This is a genomic window from Glycomyces algeriensis (assembly GCF_027622855.1).
GTDB lineage: Bacteria > Actinomycetota > Actinomycetes > Mycobacteriales > Micromonosporaceae > Glycomyces > Glycomyces algeriensis.
Genome location: NZ_JAPZVR010000003.1, coordinates 272,174 through 286,630, shown reverse-complemented (window position 1 = coordinate 286,630; position 14,457 = coordinate 272,174). Strand labels below are relative to the sequence as shown.

The following is a 14,457-nucleotide window of genomic DNA, read 5'->3' as shown; positions in this document are numbered from 1 at the left end:
GCGCTTACGCGCTCGCGAAGGAGTCGCGGGACCGCTCACGGGTGTAGAACTCGAGCGCGCTCTCGATGACCTCGTCGAGCGAGACCCGGCCGTCGCGGTCGCGGTCGATCGCCTTCAGGTCACGCTTGATCCCCGCCTCGGTGGCGCCCATGGCGCGCAGCGCCCGGCCCCACTCCTCGACCGAGACCTCGCCGTCGCCGTCCACGTCGGCGATCGCGATGACGCTCTGGGCCCAGGGCCGCACGATCGCGTCGAAGCCCTCCGGGTTGTCCCGCAGGCGCCGCTCGGCGCCGGCGATGAACTCGCTCTCGGTGATCGACCCGGACTCGTCCGAGTCGGTGGCCTTGGCGAGGCCGACGAAGAACCGGCGCGCCCCTTCCCGGATCGCCGACGCCTGGGGCGTGCCCTCCCGGACCTCGAACTCGTCGATGACGCGGCGGGCCATCGCCTCGAAGTCGTCGGCCGTCACCTGCCCGTCGCCATCGACGTCGAACGTGGTGAACCGGTCGCGCATCTTCGCGCGGTAGTCGTTCTCGCTCATGAAAGCTCCTCTGCAGTGCGGTGTTCGCTTGCCACGAGACAGTCTGCGATCCACCGCGCCGACTCCGCAGGAGTACGAGCCGGTAACCTCTGCCGCCGCTTCGTCGAGCGGCTGCCCGGAAGCCGGCGGCGCACCCCGGCGACCGGCGGCGACGCAGGTCGGATCCACTCCACGGCACACCACCCGGCGGACCCCGCCGGTCACGACACGGATGTGGTTCGCGCCCGGGCAGCACCGACCTGCGCGCCGGTGTCAGTCCTCTGCGGTGTCCGCGAAGACCTTCTTGGCGATGGCCATCGCCGACATCGCCTTGGGCCAGCCGGTGTAGAACGCCAGGTGGGTGATGGCCTCGACGAGCTCCTGCTCGGTGACGCCGTTGTCGCGGGCGAACGGCAGGTGGAAGTTGAGCTGGTCGACATTGCCCGAGGCGATGAGCGCGGACACGGTCGCGAGGCTGCGGTCGCGTTTGGAGAGCTGCGGCCGCTCCCAGACCTCGTCGAACAGGACCTGGTCGGTGTAGTGGACGAGTCCGGGGCGAAATCGCCGAATGCCTGCTGGCCACCGGTCCAGCCGGTGCTCGATGCTGCCATTGCTTGGTTCCCCCTGTCGGTTCGGGCGCGGAAGGCGCCTGAAGGTCAGTGCTCCTGGTCGACGGTCGCGGTCTGGTCGACGCCGGCCCAGCTGGCGAGGAGTCGGAGGCGCTCGCTCGAGGGCGAGGCCGGTTCGGCGGTGTAGACCAGGACCGTGAGGCCCGGTTCGGCGGTGAGCTCGAGTTCCTCGTAGACGAGGTCGAGCTCACCGACCACCGAGTGGTGGACGCGCTTGCGGCCGCTGCCGTGAATGCGTACATTGCGTGCGCCCCAGCGGATCCGGAACTCCTCGGACCTCGTGGACAGCTCGCCGATGAGGTCCTGGAGGCCCTTGTCGTGCGGGTCGCGGCCGGCCTCGGCGCGCAGCATGGCCACGATGATGTCGGCCGCCCGCTCCCAGTCCACATAGAAGCGTTGGGACCGCTCGGTGTCGAGGAAGCAGAAGCGCGCCAGGTTTGCGGGCCGCTCGGCCGACGCGAAGGCGTCCGCGTAGAACGCGCGGCCGATCCGGTTGGCGGCGAGGAGGTCGAGGCGGCCGTTGCGGACGACCGCCGGGGCGTCGATCGCGTCGAGCAGCCGGGTCAGGCTCTCCCGCGGGCTCCACCGCCCGGTGCCGCGGCGGCGCGGGCGCGCCGGCGGCGTGCGCCCGGCGGCCCGGGCGAGGTCGAACAGGTAGGCCCGTTCGGCCTCGTCCAGTTCGAGCGCCCGGGCCAGCGCGTCGAGGACCGCTTCGGAGGCGCCGGCGATGCCGCCGCGTTCGAGCCGCGCGTAGTACTCGACGCTGACGTTCGCCAGCACCGCCACCTCGGCGCGGCGCAGCCCCGGCACGCGGCGGTTCGAGCCCGCGGGCAGGCCCGCCTGCTCGGGCGTGATCTTGGCGCGGCGCGAGGTCAGGAACTCGCGCACTTCGTCCCGGTGGTCCACACCGACGACGCTACGCGGTTCGACCGGGCTGAGGGGTGCCCTGCCAGTACACCCCCCAACAGTGCGTTCCACAGGGCGCGCGGGCGCGCTTTGATCGATGATGAACCGGGCGGGACCGACCTGTCCGAGACCGTTCGCGGTCACGGCGCCCTCGGGCGCGAGAGAGAGGGGACCTTCATGCGCGGCACCGTAATTCACGCCCCGGGCGACATCCGCCTCGAGGAGCGGCCGGACGCGGCGATGACCGCGCCCACCGACGCGGTCGTCCGGCTCAGCGCGACCTGCATCTGCGGATCGGACCTGTGGGCCTACCGCGGCGTCGAACCGGTCGAGGAGCCGCACCCGATCGGCCACGAGTACGTGGGCGTCGTCGAGCAGGTCGGCGCCGACGTGCGGAACGTCGAGGTCGGCCAGTTCGTGGTCGGCTCCTTCGCGACCTCGGACAACACCTGCGAGATCTGCCGGGCCGGGTACCAGTCGCACTGCGTGCACCGCGAGTTCGTGGGCGCCGCCCAGGCCGAGCTGCTGCGCGTCCCCAACGCCGACGGCACGCTCGTCGCCACTCCGGGCATGCCCGATGCGGACCTGATCCCGCACCTGCTCGCCGCCTCCGACGTACTCGGCACCGGCTGGTACGCCGCCGACGCCGCACAGGCCGGGCCCGGCAAGACCGTGGCCGTCGTGGGCGACGGCGCGGTCGGCCTGCTCGGCGTCCTCTCCGCGAAGCAGCTGGGCGCCGAGCGGATCATCGCCATGTCGCGCCACGAGGACCGCCAGCGGCTCGCCCTCGAGTTCGGCGCCACCGACATCGTCACCGAACGCGGCGACGAGGGCGTCGCGAAGATCAAGGCGCTCACCGGCGGCCTCGGCGCCCACTCGGTGATCGAAGCGGTCGGCACGCAGGAGTCGATGATGCAGGCCATCCGCGCCACCCGCGCGGGCGGGCACATCGGCTACGTCGGCGTCTCCCACGACGTCGAACTGCCCGGCGAGGAGCTGTTCTTCACCGGCGTCCACCTCCACGGCGGCCCGGCCCCGGTCCGCCGCTTCCTGCCCGAGCTCATCGACCTGATCTGGCGCCGCGAGATCGCGCCGGGCAAGGTCTTCGACCTGACCCTGCCGCTCGACCGGGTCGCCGAGGGCTACCGGGCCATGGACGAGCGCCGCGCCGTCAAAGTCCTGCTCCAACCGTAAACACGACACTGAGGAGTACTCCCGATGGCACGCATCGCGATCATCGGCGCGGGAGGGCGCATCGCCCGCCTCGTCACCGAACGACTGCTCGCCGACACCGATCACGAACTGACGCTGTACCTGCGCGACCCCGACCGGCTCGGCCGCATCGACCCCGACCGCGCCACCGCCGTCGCCGGGGACGTCAACGACACGGCCACGCTGGCCGCGGCCGTTAAAGGGGCCGACGCGGTCTTCTCCGGCGTCGGCGGCACCGACCTGGACGCCCAGACCGACAGCCTCATCGAGGCCATGGCCCGCAGCGGCGCGCGCCGCCTGGTGTTCATCTCGATGATCGGCGTCCACGACGAGGTCCCCGGCGAGTTCGGCCGCTGGAACGCGTCGATGATCGGCCCGTACCTGGCCGCGGCGAAGCCCTCGGCCGAGCGCATCGAGGCCTCCGGCCTCGACTACACGATCCTGCGCCCGACCTGGCTGAGCGACGAGGACGAGGTCGACTACGAGACCCTCGGGAGGGACGAGCCGGTCCTGGGAACCGAGGTCTCCCGCACGAGCGTCGCCGACCTCGCCGTGCGGCTCCTCACCGACCCGGCGCTCATGGCGCGCCAGAGCATCGGCGTCGTCAAGCCCGGCACCGAAGGCGACAAGCCCGCCTGGCACTAGGGCCCGCCCGGAAGCGACCACCACTGAGAGGAACCCACCACGATGGAACACCGCGAACTCGGCGACGGCCTCCGCGTCTCGGCGATCGGCTTCGGCTGCATGGGCATGAGCCAGAGCTACGGGCCGTCGCTCGGCACCCGCGACGACCACGTCGCCCTCATCCGCTCCGCCGTCGACCGGGGCGTCACGTTCTTCGACACCGCCGAGGTCTACGGCCCGTACGTCAACGAGGAGCTGGTCGGCGAGGCGCTCGCCCCGGTCCGCGACCGGGTCGTCATCGCCACCAAGTTCGGGTTCGACCTGCCCGGCGAAGGCGCGTCGAAGACGAACAGCGGGCCCGCGCACATCCGCGAAGCCGTCGAAGGCTCCCTGCGCCGCCTGGGCACCGACCGGATCGACCTGTACTACCAGCACCGCGTCGACCCCGACGTGCCGATCGAGGAGGTCGCCGCCACGGTCAAGGACCTCATCGCCGAAGGCAAGGTCAAGCACTTCGGGCTCTCCGAGGCATCGGCGGCGACGATCCGCCGCGCCCACGCCGTCCAGCCCGTCGCGGCCCTCCAGAACGAGTACTCGCTCTGGTGGCGGCGCCCCGAGGACGAGGTCCTGCCGCTCCTGGACGAACTCGGCATCGGCCTGGTGCCGTTCAGCCCCTTGGGGAAGGGGTTCCTGACCGGCACGATCGACGCCGGCACCGAGTTCACCGCGGGGGACCTCCGCAACTCGATCCCTCGGTTCGAGGCCGAAGCGCGCGAAGCCAACCGGGCGCTCGTCGACCGCATCGCCGGCATCGCCGCCGCGAAGGGCGCGACCACCGCCCAGATCGCCCTCGCCTGGCTCCTCGCCCAGGGACCGCGGATCGTCCCGATCCCCGGCACCCGCCGGCCCGAGCGCCTCGCCGAGAACCTCGGCGCCGCCGACGTCCAGCTGACCGCGGCCGACCTCGACGGCATCGAGCGCGCCGCATCGCAGGTCCGCATCCAAGGCGAGCGCTACCCCGAAGCGCTCGAGAAGATGACCGGCCTGTGAGACCGGGCTCGGCGGCCACCGCGTTCCAGCAGCCGCCGAGCCCGCCCCGCCGTCCACCGCCACAGCCCATCGACGCTCGTTAAGGAGCCACCGGGATGCACGCTCTCGAACTCGTCGTCCTCCTGGGCGCGGCCCTCCTGGTCGGCCACGTCCTGGCGCGGCGGTCCGGGATCGCCCCGCCGCTCGTCCTCCTCGCCGTCGGCGCCCTGGTCGGCCTCATCCCCGCGGTCCGGCAGATGCAGCTGCCGCCCGAAGTGGTCCTGCTGCTGTTCCTGCCGGTCCTGCTCTACTGGGAGAGCCTGACGACCTCGATGCGGGAGATCCGCAACAACCTGCGCGGCATCGTCCTCATGAGCACCCTCCTGGTGATCGCCACCGCCGGGACCGTCGCGGTCGCCGCCCACGCGCTCGGCCTCCCGTGGGGACCGGCCTGGGTGCTCGGCGCCGCCGTCGCGCCCACCGACGCGACCGCGGTCGGCGCCTTCGCGAAGTCGCTGCCCCGCAGGCAGGTCACCGTGCTGCGCGGCGAGAGCCTCATCAACGACGGCACGGCACTGGTCGTCTTCGGCCTGGCCGTCGGCATCACCGTGGGCGAGGAGCACTTCAGCGTCCCGCACGTCAGCGCCCTGTTCCTCCTGGCGTACGGCGGCGGCGCCGCGGTCGGGGCCCTCGTCGCCTGGGTGAACATGAACCTGCGCCGCCGCCTCGACGACCCGCTCCTGGGCAACCTCGTCATGATCCTCGCCCCGTTCACCGCATACCTCCTCGCGGAGTTCATCCACGCCTCCGGCGTCGTCGCGGTCGTCGTGAGCGGCCTGATCATGGCCTACGTCGCCCCGCGCATCATCCGCGCCGAGCACCGGCGACAGGCCATGGCCGTCTGGCCGCTGGCCACGTTCATCATCAACGGCATCCTGTTCCTGCTGGTCGGCGTCGAGATCCAATACGCCCTGCGGCACCTCAGCCGATCGGACCTCGGCACCGCCCTCATCGCGATCGGCCTGATCAGCGTCCTCTTGGTCGCGGTCCGCTTCGCGTTCCTGTTCGCCTCGGCCTACCTGATCCGCCTGATCGACCGCCGCCCGAAGCAGCGCCTCCTGCGGATCGACAACCGGACCCGCACCGTCAGCGGCGTCGCCGGATTCCGCGGCGCGGTCTCACTCGCCGTCGCGCTCTCGGTGCCCGTGCTGCTCGACTCCGGCGCGCCGTTCCCCGACCGCGACTTCATCGTCTTCGTGACCTCCGGGGTCATCGTCGTGACCCTCGTCGTCCAGGGCCTCCTCCTGCCGCGGATCGTGCGCTGGGCCCGCATCCCCCGCGACACCTCCGTAGACGAGGAACGCTCGCTCGCCGAGACCCTCGCGACCGAGGAGGCCATGGCGGCGCTCCCCGAAATCGCCGCCGACCTCGGCTCCGACCCCGAAGTCGTCGACTGGGCGCGCCAAGAGTACGAAGCGAACCTCGCCGCCGTCCGGGCCGAAGGCGCCGGCACCGCCGACGACCCCGCCGTGCGCCGCAGCCGCGACCACGCCGCACTGCGCCTCGCACTCATCGACCACAAGCGGGCCACCGTCGTGCGCCTGCGCGACGAACGCCGCATCGACGACACCGTGCTGCGCCGGCTCCAGGCCTCCCTGGACGACGAAGAAGTGCGCCTGACCGCCCGCGAAGTCGAATAGGAGCCGACCATGCACGCCGAGACCATGAGGAGCGCCAACGCCATGGACACCGGACTCATCGACGTCCACGCCCACCTCCTGCCCGGCTTCTACGTCCAGGAGGCGACCGCCGCCGGGCACGCGCACCCCGACGGCGTGGGCGACTGGCCGGCCTGGTCCGTCCAGACCCACCTCGACCTGATGGACCGCAACGGCATCCGCACCGCGATGCTCTCCATGTCGTCCCCCGGCGTCCACTTCGGCGATGACGCCGCGGCGCGGACCCTCGCGCGAAGCGTCAACGACTACACCGCGCAGCTCGTGCACGACCACCCCGGCCGCTTCGGCAGCTTCGCCTCACTCCCACTGCCCGATGTGGACGGATCGCTCGCCGAGATCGACCACGCCTTCGACGAACTCCGCGCCGACGGCGTCGCCCTCCTCACGAACGCCCGGGGCGTCTACCTCGGCGACCCGCGCCTCGAACCGGTCTTCGCCGAACTCGACCGCCGCCGCGCCGTCGTCTTCCTCCACCCGACCTCGCCGCCCGGATGGGAGCAGACCACCCTCGGCAGGCCCCGGCCCATGATCGAATACCTCTTCGACACCACCCGAACTGTGACCGACATGCTCATGGCCGGCGTCCTGGCCCGCCACCCGAACCTCAAAGTGATCGTGCCCCACTGCGGCGGCGCCCTCCCCGTCCTCGCCGACCGCATCGAGGAGTTCAGGCACCTGTTCCTGCCCGAAGGCACTGGCTCCGCGCCCGGCGCGCTTGAGCAGCTGCGCGCCCTCTACTACGACCTCGCCGGAACCGCGTTCCCGCGCCAAGCCCCGGCCCTCCTCCAACTCGCCGACCCCGGCCGCGTGCTCTTCGGCAGCGACTACTGCTGGACCCCGCCCGCGCTGGCCGACGCCCACATCGCCGCAGTCGACGCCGCCGAGCCGCCGGCGCCGGGAACGACCTGGCGCACGCTCACGACCGCCAATGCGCAACGCCTGCTTGCGAACGCGGCGCAGTGACCAGCCTCAGGACTGGGGTTCGCGGACCGTCTCCATCACCGCGTCGAGGAGCGCGACGAGCTGGTCGGCGGATTCGGCGCCGAGCCGCTCGGTGATGCGCTGCTCCATGGCGGCGATCTCCGCGTCGGCATCCTCGAGCGCTTTGCGGCCCTCATCGGTGAGGTGCAGTTCCTGCACGTGCTGATGCCGGGAGTGCGAGCGGCGTTCGAGCCAGCCGCGTTCGGCCAGCTTTGCGACCAGCGACGCCACCGCCTGCGGGGTGACGTGCAGCCTCCGGGCCAGCTCGGCTCCGGTCAGGCCGGGTGCGCCATGCACGGTCATGAGCAGCGCGTAGTGCGAGGGGGCGATGCCGAGCGGCCGCAGCCGCTGCTCCTTGACCGACTGCAGCGCCATCTCGGCGCGCCGCAGCGCCCAGATCACGGGGTGCGCCTGCACCTCGGCACTCGGTTCCACCTCTGCTGATCCCATGCCAACATCCTACAGGCGGTTTCACGCTATCAAGCGCTTGATATCAATCCACTGCTTGATGTAGTGTCGAGTCATGACTAGAACACTTGCACTCATCACGGGCGCCTCTTCAGGCATCGGCGCCGCCTACGCCCAGGCCCTGGCCGCCGACCACGACCTCGTCCTCGTCGCCCGACGGGCCGACCGGCTCTCCGAAGCCGCCGAGAAGCTGCGCGCCGCCGGTGCCGCCGTCGAAGTGCTCCCGGCCGACCTCGGCACTCTCGGCGGCGTGTCGATCGTCGCCGACCGCCTCGCGGCCGGGGACGTCCGACTCCTGGTCAACAATGCCGGAGCGGGCGGCTACGCCCCGCTCGGCGACGTCGAGCCCTCGGAGGTCGACCGCCTGCTGCGCCTCAACGGCACCGCGCCGATCGAACTGGCGCGCGCCGCGCTGCCCGGGATGCTCGCCGCAGGCGCGGGCACCATCGTCAACGTCGCCTCGCTCCTGGCCTTCAGCGCCGGCCTCGAACTGCGGCGTCCTGAAGCGGCCGAGGCAGGGTCGCGGCCGAAGCCGCCGGCCCGCACGCTCTACGCGGCGTCGAAGGCCGGCATCGTCGCCTTCTCCCGCCTCCTCGCCGCCGAACTCGCCGACACCGGCGTCCGGGTCCAGGTCGTCTGCCCCGGCATTGTGGCGACCGAGTTCAACGGGGGTCGCGGGCAGACGATCCCGTCGGCCATGTCGGCCGAAGGCGTCGTCCAGGCCAGCCTTGCGGGCCTCCGCCTGGGCGAGGCCGTCTGCGTCCCCGGCCTCGAAGACCAGGTCGCCGCACTCGACGCCCTCGCCGCCGCCGAGGGCGCGCTCCTTGCCGGGAGCACCCGCCCCGAACCCGCGTCGCGCTACCGCGAGGCCGCCTGACCGGTCGGCGTTACATTGCGGCGTGGCTTCGCCACGGGGGCAACGGCAATCAGATTCCTTGGCGGCCTTGGGGTCGCGCAGGGGCCATATGATGGCCGAAAGCCCCCTACGTCAGGCGGAGAGGCAACATGCACGCGCGCAACAGCTTCGAAGACGCAGCGAACGAGCCGCAGCACGAGCACCCGAACACGATCGTCCTCGACTTCGCGAAGCGGTTCCCGGACCGTCTGCAGCTGCTCGTCGACCACTGGCGCGACGCACCGGGGCAGGTCGTCGACGGCTATGCGTTCTTCCTGCTGTACTGCTGGCATGGCAAGCACCGCGACCCGGCCACGTTCGAACGGTGGAAGCAGCCCGGTCAGGAGCGTTCCCCGTTCGCGGACGCTCCGGAGATTCGCGACCTCGTCGCCGCGTCGCTAGCTGCGATCGGCGGCCAAGCCGGATGGGTCCGGATGCTGGGCCGGCGCGACTACTGCGAATGCGGCCAGACCTCCAAGCTCGAGAACCTCTCGGTCTGCGTCGACTGCGGCAGGCATTGGTGCTGGGAGTGCAGTGGAACGCGCTGCCGCGGCCATGAGGTCGTCGGCTGACCTGCTAGGCGGACCCGCCCTGTCTCTGTGCACCCGACTCAGTCGGTGGTCGCTCTGGCTCGGTGGACCGTGGCCGTGATGCCTGCGACCGCGACGAGAACGGAAGCGGCGAAGGCGATGAGGGTGGCGTTGTCCGGGGCGGTGAAGGCTTGGCCGCGGACCGCCTGCCAGACCGTGGTCGCGAAGATCCCGAGGTAGCCGAGTGCGGCCCATCGGATGATCGCGGCCCGGACCCGGTCGTCGCGGAGCCAGGCGCGGCGGAGGGCGAGGAGGCTCAAGAGCACGGCGAGGCCGATGAGGACCTGCATGCCGTGCAGGCCGATGAAGTGGGAGACGCGGAGGTCGCCGCCGGTGGTGGACCAGCCGGTGAGGAGCATGCCGTTGCCGTCGGGATCGCCCACGCCGTGGCCGCCGCTGAGCGGGATCGCGTCGCCGTCGGCGTCCGAACGGACCCGGTCGCTCTGCTCGGCGACGGACAGGATGAAGAACGCCGCCGCCATGCCGAGGCTCGACAGCGCCAGGCCCCAGCGGATCACGGCGGTCACGGCGCGGTCGCCGATGCGTTGGAACAGGGTCAGGACCCCGATCGCGGCGGTCGTGAGGAACAGGAGGGGCACGAAGTCGAACGCGAACTGGACGGCCTGGTTCAGCGGTGTGTCGGCGGTGTTGAAGTGGCTGTAGGTGCCCGCCGCGGCCGCGGCGACGACCACGGTGAAGTCGACGAGGCCCACGACGGCGAAGACGGTGCCGATGGCCCAGCCGGTGCGGCGCCGGCGCGTCATGTGCGCCAGGAGCCATGCGAGGCTCAGCGCGTACGCGAAGAACGCGAATCCGAACTTGAACGGCTTCAGCCAGACGCTGTCGCCGAGGAGCGTGCGGTCGTCGAAGGGTATGGCGGCGAGCGAGAACAGTGCGACCGCGCCGCCTGCGATGCCGAGGGCGACGAGCGGACGGTGCCACCGTCGGCCGCCTTGCGTGAGCATCAAGCCCGCAGCGCGGTCGACGGTGCCGGCGGAGGGGGTTTCGGCCATATTCCCGACGCTACGGAGGTTCCCGTCGCGGCGCACTGAGGCAGGCCACCGCTCCCGCGGTAGGGCCCGCCTCACCCAGGCCGCACCTTCAGGGCCGTGGCGACTGTGGAGTCGACGCGAAGCCGGTGAAGAACCGCCGCATGTCCTGGACGAGGATCCGGGGGACCTGGTGCGCCGGGTGGTGCCCGCCGGTCCGATGGCGGTTCCACGCAACGATGTTGGCGTGGTCCCGCTCGGCCAGCGGGCGGACGGACTGGAACATGTCGCCGTCGAAGACGGACACGCCGAGGGGGACGGTTGTCGGCTCTGCCGGGCGGTTCGCCTGCCGCGGCTCAAAGTAGCCGGTCAGCGCGGACGATCCGGCGGTGCTGGTCAGCCAGTAGATCATCGTGTTGGTGAGGAGGTAGTCGTCGCCGACGCTCTCATCGAACAGCTGGAGGCCCCACGCGAGCTGCCCGGCGGGGGAGTCGCTCAGAGCATGGGCGAGCGTCTGCGGCCGCGTGCCCTGGAGCGCGAGGTACGCGCCGGATTCCCGGAGGTAGCGCTCGGAGCGGTCGAGCCTCGCGCGGTCCGCCTCCGAAAGCCCGGCGAGTTCGCTGCGATCGGCTGAAGGCAGCGAGAACGTCTGCGTCACATGGACTGCGGCGACGTGGTCGGGATCGGCGCGGCCGAGTTCGAGGGCGATCATCCCCCCGACGTCGTTGCCGTGCGCGCCGTATCGCCGATACCCGAGCCGGTGCATGAGTGCCGCCCACGCGCGGGCGATCCGCTGCCGGTCCCAGCCGGGTTCGCGGATCGGGCCGGAGAACCCGAATCCGGGTATCGAGGGAATGACCAGGTCGAAGCCGGTTCCCTCATCCGGCTCGTTCGCGGTCAGCAGGTCGATGACGTCGAGGTATTCCACAACGGACATCGGCCAGCCGTGGGTGAGGATCAGCGGGAACGCGCGCGGGGCGGGGGAGCGGACGTGGATGAAGTGGACATCGATGCCGTCGATGCGGATGAGGAACTGCGGGAAGGCGTTGAGGGCCGCTTCATGCCGCCGCCAGTCATAGGAGCCGCGCCAATGGTCGACGAGCGCGCGCACTCGCGCGGCCGGCACCCCGCAGTCGCGAGCGGGCAGGTCGGGCGCGAAGCGAGTGCGCCGCAGGCGCTCTCCGAGATCGTCGAGGACGGACTGGTCGACGTCGAGGCGCCACGGGCGCGGGTCCCCGCCGAGCTCGGCCTTCACGTGCCGTCCTCGCCCGAATCCAAGGCCTCCAGCGCATCGGAGAGCTCCCGCAGCCGGCGGTAGATGCCGGCAGCCTGCTCGTCGCCCAATGCCTCGCACATCCGGTCGGCGAACGCGGCGTGGGCGGGGCCGATCTGCTGCACTGCCGCAAGGCCCTGCTCGGTCGGCGCGACCAGTTTGGCCCGTCGGTGCGCGGGGTTGGGCAGGTACTCCACCATCCCGTTCTCGGCCAGGATGTCGGCGATGCGCTGGACGCTCTGGCGCGTAATGCCCATCTCGCGCGCGATGCCGGCCACCGGCAGCGGTGTCTTCAAAACGGCGCCGAGCACCTGCCAGTGCGCCGCGGTCAGGCCGACCGGGCGGGCCAGTCCCTCGGCGATCTCGAGGAACTGGCCGTTCAGCTTGAACACCGCCAGCGCCATGCCCGAGAGCAGTTCCGGGCGACTGGGGGTCATGCCGCCTCGCCCATCAGCTCGAAGTAACCGGCCGGGTCGCCGAGGCCGTACAGCTTGTACCAGGAGGCGAGCACCTCCGGCGTGTACAGCTCGAGGGCCCCCAGCACTTCGCGCGCGAAGTCCACCGGGGCCGTGCCCGAGGCGGTGATGAGTCCCCGGTCGGTGACCGCCGGGAGGTCGCAGTAGAGCGCCGCGCCCTTGGACCCGAAGGCCTCCAGGAACTCGGGGGCGTTGCTGGTGTGGCGGCGGTCGTCGAGCAGGCCTTCGGCGGCGAGTCCCGCGGTCGCCCCGCAGATCGCCGCGACGGGAACCTCGGCCTCCAGGAACTGCCGCGCCTTCTTGGCGAAGGCGCCGTTGCCTCCCGCGAGCCACGTGTCCGCGCCGGGCAGGATCAGCATGGCGCTCGCCTCGGCTCCGAGTTCGTCGAGTGCGATGTCGGGCGTGATCGACATGCCGCCCATGGTCCGGACCGGCTCCCGGCTCGCACCGACCGTGACCACCTGGTACCGCCCGGGCTCGCGCTGCCAGTTCCCGTTGTTGATGTGGGCGGTCGCGTAGCCGACCTCCCAGTCGGCCAGGGTGTCGTAGACGGCCATGTGCACGTGCTCTGCCATTGTCGGGCTCCTTCTCGTTGTATGACAACAGTCTGTCATATTGACAGCATGTTGTCAAGTGGCGTTCCCGCCTGCCCCGCCCAATGGAAAGAGCGGCGTGGGATTGCGACCGTTTGCAGAAAGATGAGCGTATTGCCTCGACTACAGCGGGCGCTTATGCTCAACGGGTTCTCTCACCCCCGATTGTCTTGCCGCCGTGCAGGAACAAGCAGAAGGAGATCCGCGTGGGACACGCGACCCTCACCGTCAAGACCGTCAACGCCCTGCTCACCCCCACGGTCCGCGGTCGCCGCGGCAAGGTCGACGGGGAGATCGCGAGGATGGTCGCCGCCGCCGAGGCGGCGACCGGTGCTTCAGCCGCGCCGCACCGCGAGTACATCGAGGACTGCCGGTTCATCCTCGGCTGCTACGCCGACGAGGAGCAGGCCTCGTTCCTGGGCTGGACCGCGATCCGCGGAGACGTGCAGCGCCGCATCACCAACCGCCTCAAGGTCGCGAAGATCATCGCCGACCGCCCCGAGATCGAGTACGAGCCGATCCACGCCCCGATCGTCGTGACCGGACTGCCCCGCACCGCCACCACGTTGGCGCACAACCTGCTCGCCGGTCCGGAGGGCAACCGCGCGCCGCTGTTCTGGGAGCTGTTCGACACGATGCCCGGCGATGCCGACGAGGCCGCGCGGGAGGCCTCGATCGCCGCGACCCGGCAGTGGGTCGCCTCGATGAACAAGGCCGTGCCGGTCTTCCCCGACATTCACCTCATGGACGCGCTCAAGCCTGAGGAGTGCGTGTTCCTGCTTCCCTTCCACAGCTTCCTGTGGAACATGACCGGACCGCTCAAGCGCTACCGCGAGTGGTGCGCGCAGCGCGACTACACCGAGGACTACCGGTACTTCAAGCAGGCGCTGCAGATCCTCCAGTTCGGGCAGGAGCGCAAGCGGTGGGTGCTGAAGAGCCCGTGCCACCTGTGGTCGCTCGACGCCCTCGTCAAGATCTTCCCCGACGCGAAGGTGGTGTGGACGCACCGCGACCCGGTGACCGTGATGGGCTCCTACTGCTCCCTTGTAGAGGTCGGGTGGTCGGTGTACCAGCGCCGCCTCGACCCCGAGGTGCTCGGCGAGACCTGCCTCTCGATGCTGACCGAGGCGATCGCGTCGGCGCGCGCGTCGCGGCTGCGCCTGGGGAACGAGAACGTGATCGACGTCGGCTACCCGCACCTCGCCGGCGACGCCCGCAACCAGGTGCCGCCCCTGTTCGACCGGCTCGGCCTGCCTTGGGGCCGCGCCGAATCCGAGAACCTCGAGTACCTGCTCGACCTGCCGACGCGGCGGCGCAAGCACGAGTACACGCTGTCGCGGTACGGGCTCTCCCAGACCGCGGTCGAGACGGCGTTCGGCGACTACACGAGCCTGGTCGCGAACCTTCCGGCACTGCCGAAGCGCTACTGAACCCCGAGTCGCCGCGCTGAAGGCGACTGCCCGGCCGTGGGGGGCGGGGCGGGGGGGCCCACCCCCCCCCCCCGCGGCCGCCCGGGCGGGGACGCCGCGGGGC

At 71.2% G+C, this 14,457-nt stretch carries 15 protein-coding genes and 1 pseudogene; 8 read left to right on the top strand and 8 right to left on the bottom strand.

The features are described 5' to 3' along the window. Nucleotides 1–4: 4 nt before the first annotated feature. The 3 genes and pseudogenes from O2L52_RS07515 to O2L52_RS07505 form a co-directional block, all read right to left on the bottom strand. Entirely contained in the window at nucleotides 5–541 is a 537-nt protein-coding gene (locus O2L52_RS07515) for an EF-hand domain-containing protein (RefSeq protein WP_270114741.1), read from the bottom strand. Between the two features lie 252 nt (nucleotides 542–793). Further along, nucleotides 794–1,131: pseudogene (locus O2L52_RS07510) on the bottom strand (carboxymuconolactone decarboxylase family protein). Between the two features lie 45 nt (nucleotides 1,132–1,176). Next, on the bottom strand, nucleotides 1,177–2,055 hold the full coding sequence (locus O2L52_RS07505) for a helix-turn-helix transcriptional regulator (RefSeq protein WP_270114740.1): 879 nt from the start codon (nucleotides 2,053–2,055) through the stop codon (nucleotides 1,177–1,179). 177 nt (nucleotides 2,056–2,232) lie between these two features. Here O2L52_RS07505 and O2L52_RS07500 point away from each other — a divergent pair, with 177 nt between their 5' ends. The 5 genes from O2L52_RS07500 (at nucleotide 2,233) to O2L52_RS07480 (ending at nucleotide 7,622) form a co-directional block, all read left to right on the top strand. Beyond that, nucleotides 2,233–3,249 carry a zinc-dependent alcohol dehydrogenase family protein gene (locus O2L52_RS07500; RefSeq protein WP_270114739.1) on the top strand — a complete coding sequence of 339 codons (1,017 nt, stop codon included), beginning with the start codon at nucleotides 2,233–2,235 and terminating at the stop codon, nucleotides 3,247–3,249. Nucleotides 3,250–3,273: 24 nt separating this feature from the next. Next, nucleotides 3,274–3,912, top strand: a complete 639-nt coding sequence (locus O2L52_RS07495; RefSeq protein WP_270114738.1) for an NAD(P)H-binding protein — start codon at nucleotides 3,274–3,276, stop codon at nucleotides 3,910–3,912. 42 nt (nucleotides 3,913–3,954) lie between these two features. Continuing rightward, nucleotides 3,955–4,941 (top strand): aldo/keto reductase, encoded by a 987-nt coding sequence (locus O2L52_RS07490; RefSeq protein ID WP_270114737.1) that lies wholly within the window; start codon nucleotides 3,955–3,957, stop codon nucleotides 4,939–4,941. A gap of 95 nt (nucleotides 4,942–5,036) precedes the next feature. Further along, nucleotides 5,037–6,620, top strand: a complete 1,584-nt coding sequence (locus tag O2L52_RS07485) for a Na+/H+ antiporter (protein WP_270114736.1) — start codon at nucleotides 5,037–5,039, stop codon at nucleotides 6,618–6,620. Nucleotides 6,621–6,629: 9 nt separating this feature from the next. Continuing rightward, nucleotides 6,630–7,622 carry an amidohydrolase family protein gene (locus O2L52_RS07480; RefSeq protein ID WP_270114735.1) on the top strand — a complete coding sequence of 331 codons (993 nt, stop codon included), beginning with the start codon at nucleotides 6,630–6,632 and terminating at the stop codon, nucleotides 7,620–7,622. Nucleotides 7,623–7,628: 6 nt separating this feature from the next. On the opposite strand, the gene O2L52_RS07475 is transcribed toward O2L52_RS07480, so the two are convergent. Further along, nucleotides 7,629–8,090: a MarR family winged helix-turn-helix transcriptional regulator gene (locus tag O2L52_RS07475; RefSeq protein ID WP_270114734.1), complete on the bottom strand. Its 462-nt coding sequence runs from the start codon at nucleotides 8,088–8,090 to the stop codon at nucleotides 7,629–7,631. A gap of 73 nt (nucleotides 8,091–8,163) precedes the next feature. Between O2L52_RS07475 and O2L52_RS07470 the strand changes: the two genes are divergently transcribed. After that, complete coding sequence (locus O2L52_RS07470) at nucleotides 8,164–8,985, top strand: SDR family NAD(P)-dependent oxidoreductase (protein ID WP_270114733.1); 822 nt, start codon at nucleotides 8,164–8,166, stop codon at nucleotides 8,983–8,985. Nucleotides 8,986–9,113: 128 nt separating this feature from the next. After that, nucleotides 9,114–9,575, top strand: coding sequence for a hypothetical protein (locus tag O2L52_RS07465; protein WP_270114732.1), 462 nt, complete (start codon nucleotides 9,114–9,116; stop codon nucleotides 9,573–9,575). 38 nt (nucleotides 9,576–9,613) lie between these two features. Here the strand turns inward: O2L52_RS07465 and O2L52_RS07460 are convergent, their stop codons facing one another. The 4 genes from O2L52_RS07460 to O2L52_RS07445 all read right to left on the bottom strand — a co-directional run bounded on the left by O2L52_RS07460 (nucleotide 9,614) and on the right by O2L52_RS07445 (nucleotide 12,906). Continuing rightward, nucleotides 9,614–10,606: a hypothetical protein gene (locus O2L52_RS07460; RefSeq protein ID WP_270114731.1), complete on the bottom strand. Its 993-nt coding sequence runs from the start codon at nucleotides 10,604–10,606 to the stop codon at nucleotides 9,614–9,616. An 88-nt stretch (nucleotides 10,607–10,694) separates the two neighbouring features. Beyond that, complete coding sequence (locus tag O2L52_RS07455) at nucleotides 10,695–11,837, bottom strand: epoxide hydrolase family protein (protein WP_270114730.1); 1,143 nt, start codon at nucleotides 11,835–11,837, stop codon at nucleotides 10,695–10,697. Continuing rightward, nucleotides 11,834–12,292: a MarR family winged helix-turn-helix transcriptional regulator gene (locus tag O2L52_RS07450; protein ID WP_270114729.1), complete on the bottom strand. Its 459-nt coding sequence runs from the start codon at nucleotides 12,290–12,292 to the stop codon at nucleotides 11,834–11,836. The genes O2L52_RS07455 and O2L52_RS07450 overlap by 4 nt, the downstream gene beginning before the upstream one ends. Next, a complete protein-coding gene (locus O2L52_RS07445) occupies nucleotides 12,289–12,906 on the bottom strand; it encodes a type 1 glutamine amidotransferase family protein (protein WP_270114728.1) in 618 nt (205 codons plus the stop codon). The genes O2L52_RS07450 and O2L52_RS07445 overlap by 4 nt, the downstream gene beginning before the upstream one ends. Nucleotides 12,907–13,130: 224 nt before the next feature. On the opposite strand from O2L52_RS07445, the gene O2L52_RS07440 reads away from it, so the two are divergent. Then, a complete protein-coding gene (locus O2L52_RS07440; protein WP_270114727.1) occupies nucleotides 13,131–14,354 on the top strand; it encodes a sulfotransferase family protein in 1,224 nt (407 codons plus the stop codon). The last annotated feature ends 103 nt before the right edge of the window (nucleotides 14,355–14,457 follow it).

Bases quoted from the DNA above. Each gene is read 5' to 3' on its own strand.
- O2L52_RS07515 (WP_270114741.1), bottom strand. From the start codon at position 541: ATGAGCGAGAACGACTACCGCGCGAAGATGCGCGACCGGTTCACCACG.
- O2L52_RS07500 (WP_270114739.1), top strand. From the start codon at position 2,233: ATGCGCGGCACCGTAATTCACGCCCCGGGCGACATCCGCCTCGAGGAG.
- O2L52_RS07495 (WP_270114738.1), top strand. From the start codon at position 3,274: ATGGCACGCATCGCGATCATCGGCGCGGGAGGGCGCATCGCCCGCCTC.
- O2L52_RS07490 (WP_270114737.1), top strand. From the start codon at position 3,955: ATGGAACACCGCGAACTCGGCGACGGCCTCCGCGTCTCGGCGATCGGC.
- O2L52_RS07485 (WP_270114736.1), top strand. From the start codon at position 5,037: ATGCACGCTCTCGAACTCGTCGTCCTCCTGGGCGCGGCCCTCCTGGTC.
- O2L52_RS07480 (WP_270114735.1), top strand. From the start codon at position 6,630: ATGCACGCCGAGACCATGAGGAGCGCCAACGCCATGGACACCGGACTC.
- O2L52_RS07475 (WP_270114734.1), bottom strand. From the start codon at position 8,090: ATGGGATCAGCAGAGGTGGAACCGAGTGCCGAGGTGCAGGCGCACCCC.
- O2L52_RS07470 (WP_270114733.1), top strand. From the start codon at position 8,164: ATGACTAGAACACTTGCACTCATCACGGGCGCCTCTTCAGGCATCGGC.
- O2L52_RS07465 (WP_270114732.1), top strand. From the start codon at position 9,114: ATGCACGCGCGCAACAGCTTCGAAGACGCAGCGAACGAGCCGCAGCAC.
- O2L52_RS07460 (WP_270114731.1), bottom strand. From the start codon at position 10,606: ATGGCCGAAACCCCCTCCGCCGGCACCGTCGACCGCGCTGCGGGCTTG.
- O2L52_RS07450 (WP_270114729.1), bottom strand. From the start codon at position 12,292: ATGACCCCCAGTCGCCCGGAACTGCTCTCGGGCATGGCGCTGGCGGTG.
- O2L52_RS07445 (WP_270114728.1), bottom strand. From the start codon at position 12,906: ATGGCAGAGCACGTGCACATGGCCGTCTACGACACCCTGGCCGACTGG.